This window comes from Blastococcus sp. TML/C7B (assembly GCF_016612845.1).
Taxonomy (GTDB): Bacteria; Actinomycetota; Actinomycetes; order Mycobacteriales; family Geodermatophilaceae; genus Blastococcus.
Genome location: NZ_JAEOAA010000001.1, coordinates 1,863,156 through 1,878,076, shown reverse-complemented (window position 1 = coordinate 1,878,076; position 14,921 = coordinate 1,863,156). Strand labels below are relative to the sequence as shown.

Genomic DNA, 14,921 nt, shown 5'->3' with positions numbered 1-14,921 from the left:
ACGTGAACGGCGACGACCCCGAGGCGTGCGATGCGGGTCGCCCGGCTGGCCGTGGACTACCGCCAGGCGTTCAAGAAGGACGTCGTCATCGACCTCGTCTGCTACCGCCGCCGCGGGCACAACGAGGGCGACGACCCGTCGATGACCCAGCCGCTGATGTACGACATCATCGACCGCAAGCGCTCGGTCCGGAAGCTGTACACCGAGGCGCTGGTCGGCCGCGGCGACATCACGCTCGAGGAGGCCGAGGAGGCCCTCAAGGACTACCGCGGGCAGCTCGAGCGGGCTTTCGCCGAGACCCACGACTCCAAGGACTCCTCGGGCCCCGAGCCGGTCATGGACCCGCGCACGGCCAACGAGTCGCAGCTGCAGACCGCCATCACCCCCGAGGTGCTCAAGGCGATCGGCGACGCGCACGTCTCGTTCCCGCCGGAGTTCACCCCGCACCCGAAGCTCAAGAAGATGCTCGAGCGGCGCGCGGCCATGGTGACCGAGGGCGGCGTCGACTGGGCCATGGGCGAGCTGCTCGCCGTTCGGGTCGCTGCTCATGCAGGGCGTCCCGGTCCGGCTGGCCGGCCAGGACTCCCGCCGCGGCACCTTCGTGCAGCGGCACTCGGTGCTCATCGACCGGGAGACCGCCGCGGAGTACACGCCGCTGGCCAACCTCTCCGACGAGCAGGCCAAGTTCTTCGTCTACGACTCGCTGCTCAGCGAGTACGCCGCCCTCGGCTTCGAGTACGGCTACTCGGTGGCCAACCCCAAGGCGCTGGTCCTCTGGGAGGCGCAGTTCGGCGACTTCGTCGACGGCGCCCAGATGGTCATCGACGAGTTCATCAGCTCCGGCGAGGCCAAGTGGGGCCAGCGCTCCGGCGTGGTCATGCTGCTGCCGCACGGCCTCGAGGGCCAGGGCCCGGATCACTCCAGCGGTCGCATCGAGCGCTTCCTGCAGCTGTCGGCGGAGAACAACATGACCGTCGCCAACTGCACGACGCCGGGCAACTACTTCCACCTGCTGCGCCGCCAGGCGCTCTCGGACGTGCACCGGCCGCTGGTCGTGTTCACCCCGAAGTCGCTGCTGCGGGCCAAGGTGGCGGTCAGCCCGGTCAGCGACTTCACCGACGAGGGCTTCCGGCACGTCCTGCCCGACCCGGGCGTGGCCGGCCGGCCGCTGGACGGTGCGGCGGTGCGCCGGGTGCTGCTGTGCAGCGGCAAGGTCGCCTACGACCTGATGGCCCAGCGCGAGTCCGAGGGCTCCACCGACGTCGCCGTCGTCCGGGTCGAGCAGCTCTACCCGCTGCCCGCCCAGCAGATCGCCGAGGCGCTGGAGCAGTACCCGAACGCCACCGACGTGGTGTGGGTGCAGGAGGAGCCGGCGAACATGGGCGCCTGGCAGTTCATGGCCGTCAACCTCCCCGAGCACCTGCCCTCGGGCCGCACGTTCCGGCGGGTCAGCCGGCGCGCGTCGGCCAGCCCGGCGGTCGGCTCGGCCAAGGTGCACGACGTCGAGCAGCGCCAGCTGGTCGCCGAGGCGCTCGCGAAGTAGCCCGCGATGTACTTCACCGACCGGGGCCTGGAGGAGCTCGCGCAGCGGCGCGGCCAGGAGGAGGTCAGCCTCGCCTGGCTGGCCGACCAGCTCCAGGTGTTCGTCGACCTGCACCCCGACTTCGAGGTACCGGTCGAGCGGCTGGCCACCTGGCTGGCCCGCGGCGGCGCGGACGCGGACGACGACGACTGACAGAGGGGCCCCTCCCACCGGGAGGGGCCCCTCTGCGCGCCTCCCCCGCATGCCCGGCCCTCGGGCGCACGCTGGGTAGGTGCTCGGTCACTCCCATGCCCTCTCCGGCCTCGCCGCCGGGGCGGCGACCCTCCCCTGGGCCCCGGTCTCGGGGACCGTCGCGCAGATGTCCTGGATCGCGGCGGCCGGTGGGTTCGCCATGCTGCCCGACCTCGACCACCGCGGGTCGACGGTCTCGGACATGTGGGGGCCGGTGACCGACGTCCCCTCGGGGCTGGTCGGCAAGGTCACCGGCGGGCACCGCTGGGGCACGCACGACGCGGTGCTGGCGCCACTGGCGCTGGGAGGGCTGGCGATCCTCGCGGCGGACGTCTACTGGTCCAGCCTGCTGCTCATGGCGCTGGCCATCGGTCTGGCGCTGCACGCACTCCACTTCGTCATCCCCGGCACCACCGAGACGACGATCGTCGGCAACATGGCGCTGTCGTGGGCCGGAGCCTGGTGGCTGCTGGAGCACAGCCCGCAGCCGACCTGGCTGCCGTGGGCGGTGGCCCTCGGCGTGCTCACCCACATCGCCGGGGACGCGCTCACCAAGGCCGGGGTCCCGCTGCCGGTGCTCTGGCTGGTCCGCCGGACGCGCATCGCGTTCTCGCCGATGCGCACCGGGACGGTGTTCGAGAAGGCCGTGCTGGTGCCGGCGTTCCTCCTCGCCACCGTCGTTCTCATCTGGGTGAACACCGACATCAGCCGCACGTTCGACCCGATCGTCGACCGGTTCAGCAGCGCCGGTTGATCCACGCCCCGGGCGTCAGACGGTGACGTGCTGCTCCCGGGCGCACGCCGCGACGGCCTCGGCGACGGCGGTCGCGACGCGGCGGTCCAGGGGGCTGGGCACGATGTACTCGGGCCGCAGGTCCTCCCCCACCACGTCGGCCAGCGCGACGGCGGCGGCCAGCTTCATCTCCTCGGTGATGCTCGTGGCACCGGCGTCGATCGCGCCGCGGAAGACGCCGGGGAAGGCGAGCACGTTGTTGATCTGGTTCGGCAGGTCGCTGCGCCCGGTGGCGACGACGGCGGCGTGCCGGGCGGCCATCGCCGGGTCGACCTCGGGGATCGGGTTGGCCAGCGAGAAGACGATCGCGTCCTCGGCCATCGCGGCGATCGACGACTCCGGCACCGAGCCGCCCGAGAGCCCCAGGTAGACGTCGGCGCCCACGAGCGCGTCGGCCATCGTCCCGGCGTGGCCGGACGGGTTGGTGTTCTCCACCAGCCACTGCTTGCTGGCGGTCAGGTCGCCCCCGGCCGGCGTGCAGCAGGCCCCGGGAGTCGGCCACCACGAGCTCCCCGACGCCCGCCTCCAGCAGGATCTTGGTGCAGGCCACGCCCGCCGCGCCCGCGCCGGAGACGACGACCCGCAGGTCCGCCATCGCCCGCCCGGTCACCCGGGCCGCGTTGCGCAGGGCGGCGAGCACGACGATCGCCGTCCCGTGCTGGTCGTCGTGCATGACCGGGATGGGCAGCCGCTCGCGCAGCCGCTCCTCGATCTCGAAGCAGCGCGGCGCGCTGATGTCCTCGAGGTTGATGCCGCCGAACGAGGGGGCGATCGCCACGACGGTGTCCACGATCTCGTCGACGTCGGTGGTCGACAGCACGATCGGCACCGCGTCCAGGCCGGCGAACTCGGAGAACAGGCAGGCCTTGCCCTCCATGACCGGCAGCGCGGCCGCCGGGCCGATGTCCCCCAGCCCGAGCACCGCGGTCCCGTCGGAGACCACCGCGACCACCCGGGAGGCCCAGGTGAACCGGCGGGCCAGCGCCGGCTCCGCGTGGATCGCGCTGGACACGCGGGCGACGCCCGGCGTGTAGGTCAGCGCGAGGTCGCCGATCGACTCGATCCGCCGGGTCGGGACGACGGAGAGCTTGCCGCCCTCGTGCACGGCGAAGGCCGGGTCGTCGGCGAAACGGTCGGGCTGGGCGTCGTCCGCACCCGGGTTGCCGCTCATGGTGCCAGGAGCGTAATCCGGGCCCGGAGCAGCCGTGCCGCTACGGTGCCACCGTGGAGATCCGAGAACTGGCCGTGCCCGACAGCTACGTCATCGATCTCGTCCCGCACGGCGACTCCCGGGGGAGCTTCACCGAGTGGTACCGCGCGGACGTCCTGTCCGAGGCCGTGGGCCACCCGCTGGGCCTCGCGCAGGCCAACCACAGCGTCTCGGCCCGGGGTGCACTGCGCGGCATCCACTTCGCGCTCGTCCCGCCCGGGCAGGCGAAGTACGTCTACTGCCCGGCCGGCCGCGTCCTGGACGTCGTCGTCGACATCCGGGTGGGCTCGCCGACGTTCGGCGTGCACGACAGCGTGGTGCTCGACAGCGATGCGCCGCGCGCGGTCTACCTGGCCGAGGGGCTCGGGCACGCCTTCGTCTCCCTCGCCGACGGCAGCTCCCTGACCTACCTGGTCTCCACCGGCTACGACCCCACCCGCGAGTTCGGCATCCACCCCCTGGACACCGAGCTGGACCTGCCGTGGCCGGCCGACGTGGAGTTCGAGCTCTCCGCCCGGGACCAGGTCGCCCCGACGCTGGCCGAGGCCCGGGAGAAGGGCCTGCTGCCCACCTGGGCGGAGAGCACCGCCCGCTACGCGCAGCTGCGCGGGGCCTGAGCGCTCAGACCTCCGGCGCCGGGGCGACCCGGCCCGGGCGCGGCCACAGCCGGGCCACGACCCGCCCCACGACGACGGCCGGCCCGAACGCGCGGCTGTCGTCGCTCCGGACGGCGTTGTCGCCCTCCACCCAGTGCCCGCCCTCGACGGCCCGGCGCACCCGCTTGACGACCAGCAGCTCCGGGCGGGCGGGGAACCGGGCGACGACGACGTCCCCCGGGCGCACCCGCGAGGGGTCGCGCACCGACCGGGCGAGGACCTGGTCGCCGTCGCGCAGCGTCGGGGACATCGAGGGTCCGCTCACCCGTACCCGCGTCCAGACCGCGTCGAGCGCCCGAACGCCCAGGTCGTCCCCGCTGTCGTCCGTCCTCACCGGGAGTAGGGTCGCAGACGAACCCACCCATGAGACCGGAGGCTATCCCCATGCGCCTGTTCCGCATGTTCTCCGCCGTGGAGGCCACCGCGCACTGCGACCTCCCCTGCGGCGTCTACGACCCCGCCCAGGCCCGCATCGAGGCGGAATCCGTCAAGGCGATCCAGGAGAAGTACCAGGGCAGCGACGACGAGGTCTTCAAGATGCGCTGCGTGCTCATCAAGGAGCAGCGCGCCGACCTGGTCAAGCACCACCTGTGGGTGCTCTGGACCGACTACTTCAAGGCCCCGCACTTCGAGAAGTACCCGCAGCTGCACGAGCTGTTCAACAAGGCCACCAAGCAGGCCGGCGCCGCCGGCGGCAAGGGCAGCATGGACCCCGCCGAGGGCCAGAAGCTGCTCGACTACATCGCCGAGATCGACAAGATCTTCTGGGAGACCAAGGCCGCCTGACGGTCCGCACTCCCCCTGCGTCCTCGCCGATCCGGCGATACGCTGGTCGACGAAGCTCAGCTGCCGGGCCACCCCACGGGGTGACCCGGCAGTCGTCTGTCCGCCCGGCGCACTACCGCGCGTGCGCCTGGGGTTCGCCCGTGCGCGGACCGGAGGACCTCGTGATCGACGTCGGCGCTCTGCTGGAGAAGGTGGAGAACGCGGCACCGATCGCCGCGGTCGAAGCCGTCGCCGGAGCGCTCCGCGAGATGGTCGCCGCCCGATCGGCCGCGCTGCTCATCGCCGACTTCAGCGGCCACTCCGTCGTCCGGCTGACCTCGGCAGGGCCCGTCTCCGGGGCCCGCACCCACGACGGCGAGCAGGCCGAGACCCTCCCGCTGGAGGGCACCCCGTACGACCGCGTGATCCGCACCCAGCGCGTCCACGTCGAGGAGCTCGGCGACGGCGCGCGCGTGCTGGCCCCGGTCACCGACCGCGGCGACGCCATCGGTGTCCTGGAGCTGGTCCTCCCCGGCTACCCGTCGGCGGACGACGTCGCCGACATCGGCAGCGCGGCGCACGCCCTCGCCTACGTGGTGATCGCCGCGCGCCGGCACACCGACGTGTTCGAGTGGGGCCAGCGCTCCACCCCGTTCGCGCTGGCCGCCGAGATCCAGCGCCGGCTCCTGCCGGCCTCCTACACCTGCGAGGCCGGGCAGTTCACGCTGGCCGGCTGGCTGGAGCCGGCCGGTTCCGTCGGGGGCGACACCTTCGACTACACCCTCGAGCGCAACGCGCTGCACCTCTCCATCACCGACGCCGTCGGCCACCAGGTGGAGGCGGCGCTGCTGGCCACCCTGCTGGTCGGCAGCCTGCGCAACGGCCGGCGGCGCGGCCTGGACCTCGCCGCGCAGGCCGCCTACGCCAACGACAGCCTGGCCGACAACTGCCTGCCCGGTCAGTTCGTCACCGGGCAGCTGCTCGACCTCGACCTGCGCACCGGCGCCGCGCGCGTCGTGAACGCCGGGCACACCCTGCCCCTGCGGCTGCGCGACGGCCACGTCGAGGAGATCGACCTCCGCGTCGAGCCGCCGTTCGGCGTCCTGCCCGGCAAGTCCTTCCAGGTGCAGCCGTTCCCGCTGGAGCCCGGCGACCGGATCGTCTTCCTCACCGACGGCATGCTCGAGCGCAACGCCGCCACCCTCGACGTCGCCGCTGCCCTGGCCGACAGCGCCGACCTGCACCCTCGCGAGGTCGTGCACGAGCTCGGGGGCGCCGTGCTGCGAGCCACTGGTCACGACCTCAAGGACGACGCGACGATGGTCTGCCTCGACTGGTACGGCGGCCCGCAGCGCGACCGCAGCACCGAGCTCGGCGCCGACCCCTCCCGGGCGTCGACCGTCGCGCGCCCGGAGTGAGCCGGTGCCCGGCCGGTACGGTTCAACCACGATGCGCATCGACCGGGCCGGGTGGCCTTTCCTCACCGGACCCCTGGTCCCCGCTGCCGGCCTGCTGGCGCTGAGCCGCGTCACCGGCCGCCGCGGAGCCCGGGCGGCCGCCTGGCCGCTGCTGGGCCTGTCCGCGTACATGGCGCTGTTCTTCCGCGACCCCGACCGGCGTTGCGACGTCGAGCCGGCGGACCCGGACGAGGTGCTCTCCCCGGCCGACGGCGTGGTCATGGTCGCCGGCGAGCCGCAGGAGGGTGTCGCGCCCCCCGGCGAGTGGCAGCAGGTCAGCGTCTTCCTCTCCGTCGTCGACGTGCACGTGAACCGGTCGCCCTACCGCGGCGAGGTCGTCGAGAGCTCCTACCGGCCGGGCAGCTTCCTCGCGGCCTACCGGCGGGACTCCGCGCACCGCAACGAGCGCAGCGAGCTCTGGCTCCGCGACGGCGAGCGCACCGTGGTCTTCCGGCAGATCGTCGGCGTCCTGGCGCGGCGGATCGTCACCCGCACCGGCGTCGGTCAGCGGCTGGCCACCGGTGAGCGGATGGGCCTGATGAAGTTCGGCTCCCGGATGGACGTCTTCGTGCCGCTCGACTGCGAGCTGACCGTGACGACGGGGCAGCGCGTGCGCGGCGGCGATACCGTCATCGCCCGCTGGCCCGCCGCCCGCTGAGGCCCCCGGTGCCGACGCGGCGCACCGCCACGGCCGAGTTCGTGCGCGGCTCGGTCACGGGTTCCCGGCGACGGGCCCTGGCCACCCTGCCCAGCCTGTTCACCCTCGCCAACATGGGCTGCGGCTTCGGGGCGATCCTCGTGTCCATCCGCGGCGAGCACGGGGTGGCCGCCGTCCTCATCGGGCTGTCGGTGCTGTTCGACATCCTCGACGGCGCGGTGGCGCGCAAGGTCGGCGCCGTCACCCCGTTCGGCCTGCAGTTCGACTCGCTGGCCGACCTCGTCTCCTTCGGCCTGGCCCCGGCGCTGGTGGCCTTCACGCTCTTCTCCGAGGGCCGCGACGAGTGGGACGTGCTCGGCTGGGTGGCCTGCTTCCTGTGGGTCGCGTGCGCGGCGATCCGGCTGGCCCGGTTCAACGTGACCATCGACCCCACCGCCGACAAGCGGTACTTCACCGGCATGCCCAGCCCCGGCGCCGCCGGCGTCGTGCTGGCCTCTGTGTTCGCGTTCGGCGACCAGATGCAGGGCCGGGACCGGCTCTGGGTGCTGCTGGTCATGGCCGTGCCGGCGCTGCTGATGGTCAGCAACGTGCGCTACCGGTCGTTCCGCTCGCTGGTGAGCCCGCGCAGCGGCCGGCCGTACGGCCCGATGGCGGTGGCGCTGCTGCTCGTCGTCGCCTTCGCGCTCGCCCCGGTCCACACCGGGATCGTCCTGGCCTACGGCTACCTGTTCGCGCCGGTGCTCGTGCCGGTGCTCTCCCCGCTGGCCCGTCTGGTGCCGGCCTCGATCAAGGAGGCGCTGTCGTGACGGTGCGACCCATCCGGCCCGGCGACGTCCCCGCGGCCGTGGGGCTGGTGCGCGAGCTGGCGGACTACGAGCGGGCCCTGCACGAGGTGCGCCTCACCGAGGAGCAGCTCACCGCGTGCCTCTTCGGCGAGGCCCCCGCGCTGTTCGGCCACGTCGCCGAGGACGACGAGGGCCGCGTCGTCGGCCTCGCGCTGTGGTTCCTCAACTTCTCCACGTGGCGCGGCACGCACGGCATCTACCTCGAGGACCTCTACGTGCAGCCCGCCCAGCGCGGCCGCGGGCTGGGCCGCGCGCTGCTGAGCACGCTGGCCGCGGTCTGCGTGGAGCGCGGCTACTCGCGGCTGGAGTGGTCGGTGCTGGACTGGAACACCCCGTCGATCGAGTTCTACCGCGCGGCCGGTGCCGTCCCGATGGACGACTGGACGGTCTTCCGGCTGACCGACGACGCCCTGACCGCCTTCGCCGCCCCGCGGTAGACCGGTCACGGGAGGCCCGGCCACCCCGCAGGGCCTAGCGTGACCGCCGTGACCACCGAGCGCGTCCCCGCCGAGTGCTGGCTGACCGACATGGACGGCGTGCTGGTCCACGAGGAGCAGGCGCTGCCGGGCGCGGCCGAGTTCCTCGAGCGGCTCGTCGACCGCGGCCGCCGCTTCCTCGTGCTCACCAACAACTCGATCTTCACCCCGCGCGACCTCGCCGCCCGGCTGGCCCGCACCGGGCTGCACGTGCCCGAGGAGTCGCTGTGGACCTCCGCGCTGGCCACCGCGGACTTCCTGCGCACCCAGCTGCCGGGCGGGTCGGCCTACGTCATCGGCGAGGCCGGGCTGACCACCGCGCTGCACGAGGTCGGCTACGTCATGACCGACACCGACCCCGACTACGTGGTGCTGGGCGAGACCCGCACCTACTCGTTCGAGGCGATCACCCGCGCCATCCGCCTGATCGGCCGCGGCGCCCGCTTCATCGCCACCAACCCCGACGTCACCGGCCCCTCGCCGGAGGGGCCGCTGCCCGCGACCGGCTCGGTCGCGGCGATGATCACCCGCGCGACCGGCGCCGAGCCCTACTTCGTGGGCAAGCCCAACCCGATGATGTTCCGCAGCGCGATGAACCGGATCGAGGCGCACTCGGAGTCCACGGTGATGATCGGCGACCGCATGGACACCGACGTCGTCGCCGGCATCGAGGCGGGCCTGGACACGATCCTGGTGCTGTCCGGCTCCACCGCGGCGGCCGACGTGGCCCGCTTCCCGTTCCGCCCGGGCCGGGTCCTGGACTCGATCGCCGACGTCATCGACCTGGTCTGAACCTCAGCGGTCGAGGTAGGCCAGCCGCGCCTCGGGGGTCATGAGCAGGTAGACGACGCCGGCCACGAGCACCAGCACCGGGATGCCGATCTCCGGCCGCGCGGCCTGGAACGTCGCGACGAAGCCCGCGGCCCCGAAGAACACCTGCAGGGCGATGACCGGCCCCCGCGCCCACCCCGCGAGCCGGCGCAGGCCGACCGCGGCGGCGCCCAGGACGCCCGCGGCGAGCCCCGCGAGCACGACCTCGGCCAGCGCGCGGGGCACGCTCTCGGGGTCGCCGGTGAGGGTCAGCCAGAGCAGCACCAGCGCGAGGACGACGAAGCCGGCGGCCTCCACGGCGACCAGCGCGGCCGCCTGCCGCACCGAGCGGGGTGCCTCCTCGCGCGGCGGCGCGGGCCGCACCTCGGGCGCGGGGGTCACCGCACCGAAGAGCCGGTCGGCCAGCCGGCGCGGCTGCGGCGTCTGCTCGGTCACGACGGCGAGGTTACGCGGGCCCCGCGGGCCGGTCCGCCGGTTGCGCACACCTCCCACGCGGGCCGGGTGCCCGGAGCTAGCCTGGTGGTCATGCGCGCGCTCGTGGTGGTCAACCCCGCGGCGACCAGCACCACGTCCAAGATGCGCGACGTCCTCGTCGGCGCGCTGGCCAGCGAGCTCAAGGTCGACGTCGCCGAGACCGAGCACCGCGGCCACGGCCGGGAGCTCGGCGAGCGGGCGGCCTCCGACGGCCTGGACCTCGTCGTCACCCTCGGCGGCGACGGCACGGTCAACGAGGTCGTCAACGGGTTGCTGGCGCACGGCCCCGGCGCGCACCTGCCGACCCTGGCGGTCGTGCCGGGCGGCTCCACCAACGTGTTCTCCCGGGCGCTGGGCCGCTCCCGCGACCCGGTCGAGGCGACCGCGGAGATCCTCGCCTCGGTGCGGGCCGGCCGGACCCGGCTGGTCTCCCTGGGCACCGCCAGCGCCACCGGCACCGCGCACGAGGCGGGGTGGACCGACCCCCGCTGGTTCGTCTTCGCCGCGGGGCTCGGCTTCGACGCCGAGGTCATCGCCCGGGTCGACGCGCAGCGGGCCCGCGGCCGGCGCTCCACGGGGGCGCTGTACGTGCGCGAGGGGACCAGCGCATTCCTCCGCGGCCGCGAGCGCCGCCGTCCGGCGATGACCCTGCAGATCCCCGGCGAGGACGACGTCGAGGGGCTCTTCCTCTGCCTGGTCTCCAACGTGAGCCCCTGGACCTATCTCGGTGCGCGGCCGGTGCAGCCCTCCCCCGAGGCGTCGTTCGACACCGGGCTGGACGTCTTCGCGCTGGGGCGGACCAACCCGGTCGGCATGCTGCGCACCCTGCGCCGGGCGCTCGCCGAGCGGCCGCAGCACCGCGGCCGCGGCCTGCACCGCCGGCACGACCTGGCGGAGCTCACGCTGACCGCCGTCCGGCCGCAGGGCTGGCAGGTCGACGGCGAGCACCTGGGCACCGCGACGGGGCTGCGGCTGCGGTCGGTCCCGCACGCCCTGCGCGTCGTCTCCTGACGGCTCCCTGGCAGTAAACGTCGCCGAGCGCATGGTGCCTCGCCCTGCCGAGTGGCGGGCCTATCACGAGCGTGGTGAGGTTGCTCACGCGGGGGTCGGCACTGGCCTCGTTTCGCTTGACAGTCGCCGCCCGCGTGAAAGCATCGCTGCAGGAACGCAACCTGCCGGTAACACAGCAGGCAGTCACTGCCGCAAGGCGCTGGAGACCCCGGTGTCGGCCCGGTGGCGTCGGCCCGGCCGCAGGCCGGGCCAGCGACTGACCTAGAAACCGTAGACGACACCGAGGAGAACACCGCCATGGACTGGCGCCACCGCGCGCTCTGCCGGGACGAGGATCCGGAGCTGTTCTTCCCGATCGGGACGGCCGGCCCGGCCGTCGTCCAGATCGAGCAGGCCAAGGCCGTGTGCCAGCGTTGCCCCGTCGTGACGTCGTGCCTGGACTGGGCGCTCAGCTCGGGCCAGGACTCCGGCGTCTGGGGCGGCCTGTCCGAGGACGAGCGGCGGGCGCTCAAGCGCCGCCAGGCTCGCACCCGGGTCCGCACCGCCTGACCGCCAGCAGCACCGGCCGCGCCGCGGCCACACCGATCGCCTCGAGGCCGGTCCGGGATCCCCCGGGCCGGCCTCAGCGCCGTCCCGGGCGGGTCAGCGGCGCGGCAGGCCCGCGCCGGGCAGCGTCAGCACGACCTCGGTCCCCCGCCCCGCCGGGGGGACGGTCGTGCGCAGGCCGCCCCCCAGCTCGCTCTCCACGAGCGTGCGCACGATCTGCAGGCCCAGCCCCTCGCTGACCGACGGGTCGAACCCCGCCGGCAGGCCGCGGCCGTCGTCGCGCACCCGCACCACGAGGTCGTCCCCGGTCCGCTCGGCGAGCAGCTCGATCGAGCCGGGCTCCCCCTCCGGGAAGGCGTGCTCGGCGGCGTTGTGCAGCAGCTCGGTCACCGCGAGGACCAGCGGCGTCGCCGTCGCCGCCGGGAGCTCGCCGAACGAGCCGGTCCGGCGGGTGCGCGCCGCCGGCCCCACCGAGGTGAGGTCGCCGAGCATGGGCAGCACCTGGTCCAGCACCTGGTCGACGTCGACGACGTCCATCCCGGCTTCCGGCCAGCGTCTCGTGCACCAGGGCGATGGAGGCCACCCGGCGCACCGACTCCTCCAGCGCCTCCCGCGCGGCCGGCACGGTCATCCGGCGGGCCTGCAGGCGCAGCAGCGCGGCGACGGTCTGCAGGTTGTTCTTCACGCGGTGGTGGATCTCGCGGATCGTCGCGTCCTTGCTGAGCAGCGCGCGGTCCCGGCGGCGGACGTCGGTGACGTCGCGCACCAGCACCAGCGCACCCTCCTCCGCGCCCGGCGCCTGCAGGGGCAGCGCGCGCACGAGCACCGTCGCGCCGGCGGCCTCGACGTCCATCGGGTCGGGGAACCCCCCGGCGACCGCCGCCGCGATGCCCGCCGCCACCTCCTCGCCCACGACCCGCTCGCGCGCCGCCGACCGGGTGACCTCGGCCAGGTCGCGGCCGACCACGTCCCCCGCCACGCCGATCCGCCGGTAGGCCGACAGCGCGTTGGGGCTGGCGTAGACGACGCGGCCCCGGGCGTCGAGCCGCAGCAGTCCGTCGCCCACGCGAGGGCTCATCTCGGCGTCCTGGAGCTTCTCCGGTGGGAACGTGCCCGCGGAGATCATCAGGCAGAGGTCGCCGGCGATGTCGAGGTAGGTGTGCTCGAGGGTGGAGGGCGCGCGGGTCACCGCCAGGTTGGTGTCCCGGGCCAGCACGGCGACCACGACGCCGTCGTGGCGGACCGGGACCACCTCGCGCCGGCGGGGAGCGGGCCCCGACCAGTCGGGCGCCCCCTCGGTCACCGGCCGTCCCCTGCCGTAGGCCGACCGGAACGGCCCTGCCTCCTCCCCCGCGACCTCGGTGCCGACGAGGTCCTCCGGGCGGCAGGTCGGCGCCGTGAGCGGCCGCACCTGCGCCACGCACCACCACGAGCCCGGCTGCGGCAGGGGTACCCAGAGCGTCAGGTCGGCGAAGGAGAGGTCGGCCAGCAGCTGCCAGTCGGCGACCAGCCGGCGGCAGTGGTCGACCTGGGCCGGGTCGGAGGCCGTGCCACGGGTCAGGCGCTCGGAGAGGCTGTTCATGGTGCGACCGAGCGTAGAGAAGGCGCACCGCGGGGACGGCGCACCGCCTCCTACGCTGCTCGGTGTGGCCGACTCCCCCGCACCCCCCGCCGTCCGGATCGAGCCCGCCACCCCGGCGGACCACGCCGCCATCGCGGAGCTCACCGTGTCGGTGTACATCGACGGGGAGCTGGCCGGCCCGAGCTACACCCCCGAGCTGGCCGACGTCGCCGGCCGGGCCGACCGCGCCGAGCTGCTGGTCGTGCGCGACGACGACGGCCGGGTGGTCGGCAGCGTCGCGCTCGTGCTGTCCGGCGACTTCGGCGAGGTCACCGAGTCCGACGACGAGGCCGCCGTGCGGATGCTCGTGGTCGACCCGGCCGCGCAGGGCCGCGGCATCGGCGAGCTGCTGATGACCGACTGCCTGCGCCGGGCACGGGCGGCGGGCAAGCGCCGGATGGTGCTCTCCACCGGACCGAAGATGCTCGCGGCGCACCGCCTCTACGAGCGGATGGGCTTCACCCGGCTGCCGGAGCGGGACTGGACGCCGGTCCCCGGCATCGACCTGCTGGTCTACGCCCTCGACCTCTGAGGGCGGCTCAGCGGTCCAGCCACGGGAAGCCGAGGCCGAACCTCTGCCCGGGCCCACCGCGGACGACCGACGAGCAGTTCCCGTCGTCGACGGTCACCGCGCGGCGGGTGCCGGTCCGGTCCTCGACGACGGCGGTGTGCACCGGCTCCTCGCTGGCCCCGCAGTCCGCGATGGCCCCGAGGATGCCGTGCATCCCGATGCGGACGCGCTCGGCCTCGCCCTCGGTCAGCTCCCGCAGCACGGGCTCGCTGCTGCCGGGCGACCACGTGCAGACGATTCCGCGCACCGCCGTCAGCGGCAGGACCATCGGGGCCCGCATCCCCGCGGCGTAGCCGGTGTCGAGGGACGCCGACGCGCCGTCCCGGTCCACGGCCGAGGGGTCTTCCGGGTCCTCCGGGCACACGAGCGGCGTCCCGGCCGGGGCGTCCTCGAACCGGTCGGCGTACTGGCGCCCGAACGCCGTCATCAGCAGCCCGTACACCCCCAGCCCGTCGGGCCCGCCGACCCCCGCGCCGGTCCCGGGGAACCGTCCCACGCAGTCGGGATCGGTCGCACCGACGATCGTCGTCACGCCGCCGTCCGCATAGCCGATCTGGACCTCGTAGGTGCGTCCGTCGGCCAGCAGGGGTGCCGCGCCCTCGTCGTAGGAGGAGAGGTGGCAGGGCCACCCCGCGGGCACGTCCTCCGCGTCGCGCTCCGCGAGGCCGGCGAGCAGCTCCAGGTGCGAGGTCAGCGCGTCCGACGGCACCTCGGCGGGCAGCAGGTGCCGCTCCGGTCCGGGGCAGAAGCGCGCCCAGACCGGCGTGCCCTCGACGCTCCCCCGCGTCGCCTCGGCGGGATCGAGGCACGCGGCCGGGCCCGCATCCGGAGCCGCCTCCGGGGGCGCGCCGTCCGCGGCCGTGCAGGCCGAGGTCGCCAGGCAGGCGAGGGTTCCGGCGAGGACGGCGAGGCGGCGCACCGCCGCATCATGCCCGGTCACGCCCCCGGAGGAGGCGGTTCAGCTCGCGACGGTCGCGATGAGGTCGCCCTCCTGGAGGACCTCGCCCTCGACGACGTGCAGCGCCTCGACGGTGCCGGAGAGCTCGGTGAGCACCGGGATCTCCATCTTCATCGACTCGAGGATGACCAGCGTGTCGCCCGCAGCGACCTGCGCGCCGGGCGCGACCAGCACCTTCCAGACGCTGGAGACCATCTCGGCGTGGATCTCCTCGACCGCCACCGGACCTCCCTCGTCGCCGGGCCGCGCCGGGGTGCCGCGCGGCCTCGGCTCAT

19 protein-coding genes and 3 pseudogenes are annotated in these 14,921 nt (G+C 74.3%); 14 read left to right on the top strand and 8 right to left on the bottom strand.

Annotated features, from left to right (window positions below):
• Positions 1-30 precede the first annotated feature (30 nt).
• The 4 genes and pseudogenes from JKP76_RS20730 to JKP76_RS09155 all read left to right on the top strand — a co-directional run.
• A pseudogene (locus tag JKP76_RS20730) lies at positions 31-252 on the top strand (thiamine pyrophosphate-dependent enzyme); the annotation flags it as partial.
• 295 nt (positions 253-547) lie between these two features.
• Positions 548-1,543 carry a hypothetical protein gene (locus JKP76_RS20725; RefSeq protein WP_242471238.1) on the top strand — a complete coding sequence of 332 codons (996 nt, stop codon included), beginning with the start codon at positions 548-550 and terminating at the stop codon, positions 1,541-1,543.
• Between the two features lie 6 nt (positions 1,544-1,549).
• Entirely contained in the window at positions 1,550-1,735 is a 186-nt protein-coding gene (locus JKP76_RS09160) for a DUF6104 family protein (protein WP_200490574.1), read from the top strand.
• 79 nt (positions 1,736-1,814) lie between these two features.
• Positions 1,815-2,528 (top strand): metal-dependent hydrolase, encoded by a 714-nt coding sequence (locus JKP76_RS09155; RefSeq protein WP_200490573.1) that lies wholly within the window; start codon positions 1,815-1,817, stop codon positions 2,526-2,528.
• 15 nt (positions 2,529-2,543) lie between these two features.
• On the opposite strand, the gene JKP76_RS23395 is transcribed toward JKP76_RS09155, so the two are convergent.
• A complete protein-coding gene (locus tag JKP76_RS23395; protein ID WP_309232896.1) occupies positions 2,544-3,002 on the bottom strand; it encodes a malic enzyme-like NAD(P)-binding protein in 459 nt (152 codons plus the stop codon).
• 142 nt (positions 3,003-3,144) lie between these two features.
• A pseudogene (locus JKP76_RS20715) lies at positions 3,145-3,738 on the bottom strand (NADP-dependent malic enzyme); the annotation flags it as partial.
• Positions 3,739-3,791: 53 nt separating this feature from the next.
• On the opposite strand from JKP76_RS20715, the gene JKP76_RS09145 reads away from it, so the two are divergent.
• On the top strand, positions 3,792-4,394 hold the full coding sequence (locus JKP76_RS09145) for a dTDP-4-dehydrorhamnose 3,5-epimerase family protein (protein ID WP_200490572.1): 603 nt from the start codon (positions 3,792-3,794) through the stop codon (positions 4,392-4,394).
• A 4-nt stretch (positions 4,395-4,398) separates the two neighbouring features.
• Here JKP76_RS09145 and sodX read toward each other — a convergent pair whose 3' ends face one another.
• Positions 4,399-4,767: a nickel-type superoxide dismutase maturation protease gene (gene sodX / locus JKP76_RS09140; RefSeq protein WP_309229872.1), complete on the bottom strand. Its 369-nt coding sequence runs from the start codon at positions 4,765-4,767 to the stop codon at positions 4,399-4,401.
• A gap of 50 nt (positions 4,768-4,817) precedes the next feature.
• On the opposite strand from sodX, the gene sodN reads away from it, so the two are divergent.
• The 6 genes from sodN to JKP76_RS09110 all read left to right on the top strand — a co-directional run bounded on the left by sodN (position 4,818) and on the right by JKP76_RS09110 (position 9,426).
• Positions 4,818-5,219, top strand: coding sequence for a superoxide dismutase, Ni (gene sodN, locus JKP76_RS09135; RefSeq protein WP_200490570.1), 402 nt, complete (start codon positions 4,818-4,820; stop codon positions 5,217-5,219).
• 140 nt (positions 5,220-5,359) lie between these two features.
• Positions 5,360-6,616 carry a PP2C family protein-serine/threonine phosphatase gene (locus JKP76_RS09130; RefSeq protein WP_200490569.1) on the top strand — a complete coding sequence of 419 codons (1,257 nt, stop codon included), beginning with the start codon at positions 5,360-5,362 and terminating at the stop codon, positions 6,614-6,616.
• 31 nt (positions 6,617-6,647) lie between these two features.
• Entirely contained in the window at positions 6,648-7,313 is a 666-nt protein-coding gene (locus tag JKP76_RS09125; RefSeq protein WP_200490568.1) for a phosphatidylserine decarboxylase, read from the top strand.
• Positions 7,314-7,321: 8 nt separating this feature from the next.
• Complete coding sequence (gene pssA, locus JKP76_RS09120) at positions 7,322-8,119, top strand: CDP-diacylglycerol--serine O-phosphatidyltransferase (protein WP_200490567.1); 798 nt, start codon at positions 7,322-7,324, stop codon at positions 8,117-8,119.
• Positions 8,116-8,595: a GNAT family N-acetyltransferase gene (locus tag JKP76_RS09115; RefSeq protein WP_200490566.1), complete on the top strand. Its 480-nt coding sequence runs from the start codon at positions 8,116-8,118 to the stop codon at positions 8,593-8,595. Before pssA ends, JKP76_RS09115 begins: the two co-directional genes overlap by 4 nt.
• Before the next feature lie 90 nt (positions 8,596-8,685).
• Complete coding sequence (locus JKP76_RS09110) at positions 8,686-9,426, top strand: HAD-IIA family hydrolase (protein ID WP_200491356.1); 741 nt, start codon at positions 8,686-8,688, stop codon at positions 9,424-9,426.
• Positions 9,427-9,429: 3 nt separating this feature from the next.
• Here JKP76_RS09110 and JKP76_RS09105 read toward each other — a convergent pair whose 3' ends face one another.
• Positions 9,430-9,900 carry a hypothetical protein gene (locus JKP76_RS09105; RefSeq protein ID WP_200490565.1) on the bottom strand — a complete coding sequence of 157 codons (471 nt, stop codon included), beginning with the start codon at positions 9,898-9,900 and terminating at the stop codon, positions 9,430-9,432.
• A 90-nt stretch (positions 9,901-9,990) separates the two neighbouring features.
• Here JKP76_RS09105 and JKP76_RS09100 point away from each other — a divergent pair, with 90 nt between their 5' ends.
• Positions 9,991-10,950 (top strand): diacylglycerol kinase family protein, encoded by a 960-nt coding sequence (locus tag JKP76_RS09100; RefSeq protein ID WP_200490564.1) that lies wholly within the window; start codon positions 9,991-9,993, stop codon positions 10,948-10,950.
• Positions 10,951-11,247: 297 nt separating this feature from the next.
• Positions 11,248-11,499, top strand: coding sequence for a WhiB family transcriptional regulator (locus JKP76_RS09095; protein ID WP_200490563.1), 252 nt, complete (start codon positions 11,248-11,250; stop codon positions 11,497-11,499).
• Between the two features lie 93 nt (positions 11,500-11,592).
• Here JKP76_RS09095 and JKP76_RS20710 read toward each other — a convergent pair whose 3' ends face one another.
• Both JKP76_RS20710 and JKP76_RS09090 read right to left on the bottom strand, forming a co-directional pair.
• Positions 11,593-11,988, bottom strand: coding sequence for an ATP-binding protein (locus JKP76_RS20710; RefSeq protein ID WP_242471726.1), 396 nt, complete (start codon positions 11,986-11,988; stop codon positions 11,593-11,595).
• 103 nt (positions 11,989-12,091) lie between these two features.
• A pseudogene (locus JKP76_RS09090) lies at positions 12,092-13,078 on the bottom strand (histidine kinase N-terminal domain-containing protein); the annotation flags it as partial.
• 64 nt (positions 13,079-13,142) lie between these two features.
• Between JKP76_RS09090 and JKP76_RS09085 the strand changes: the two are divergent.
• Entirely contained in the window at positions 13,143-13,649 is a 507-nt protein-coding gene (locus tag JKP76_RS09085; RefSeq protein WP_309229876.1) for a GNAT family N-acetyltransferase, read from the top strand.
• 7 nt (positions 13,650-13,656) lie between these two features.
• Here JKP76_RS09085 and JKP76_RS09080 read toward each other — a convergent pair whose 3' ends face one another.
• Together JKP76_RS09080 and JKP76_RS09075 are read right to left on the bottom strand one after the other, a co-directional pair.
• Complete coding sequence (locus JKP76_RS09080; RefSeq protein ID WP_200490561.1) at positions 13,657-14,607, bottom strand: hypothetical protein; 951 nt, start codon at positions 14,605-14,607, stop codon at positions 13,657-13,659.
• Positions 14,608-14,646: 39 nt separating this feature from the next.
• Positions 14,647-14,868 carry a biotin/lipoyl-binding carrier protein gene (locus tag JKP76_RS09075; protein WP_200490560.1) on the bottom strand — a complete coding sequence of 74 codons (222 nt, stop codon included), beginning with the start codon at positions 14,866-14,868 and terminating at the stop codon, positions 14,647-14,649.
• Positions 14,869-14,921 lie beyond the last annotated feature (53 nt).

What these genes read in the sequence shown, in the direction of transcription:
- JKP76_RS20725 (WP_242471238.1), top strand. Translation starts at nt 548, where the DNA reads ATGCAGGGCGTCCCGGTCCGGCTGGCCGGCCAGGACTCCCGCCGCGGC.
- JKP76_RS20710 (WP_242471726.1), bottom strand. Translation starts at nt 11,988, where the DNA reads ATGCTCGGCGACCTCACCTCGGTGGGGCCGGCGGCGCGCACCCGCCGG.
- JKP76_RS09110 (WP_200491356.1), top strand. Translation starts at nt 8,686, where the DNA reads ATGGACGGCGTGCTGGTCCACGAGGAGCAGGCGCTGCCGGGCGCGGCC.
- JKP76_RS09100 (WP_200490564.1), top strand. Translation starts at nt 9,991, where the DNA reads ATGCGCGCGCTCGTGGTGGTCAACCCCGCGGCGACCAGCACCACGTCC.
- JKP76_RS09125 (WP_200490568.1), top strand. Translation starts at nt 6,648, where the DNA reads ATGCGCATCGACCGGGCCGGGTGGCCTTTCCTCACCGGACCCCTGGTC.
- JKP76_RS09160 (WP_200490574.1), top strand. Translation starts at nt 1,550, where the DNA reads ATGTACTTCACCGACCGGGGCCTGGAGGAGCTCGCGCAGCGGCGCGGC.
- sodN (WP_200490570.1), top strand. Translation starts at nt 4,818, where the DNA reads ATGCGCCTGTTCCGCATGTTCTCCGCCGTGGAGGCCACCGCGCACTGC.
- JKP76_RS09095 (WP_200490563.1), top strand. Translation starts at nt 11,248, where the DNA reads ATGGACTGGCGCCACCGCGCGCTCTGCCGGGACGAGGATCCGGAGCTG.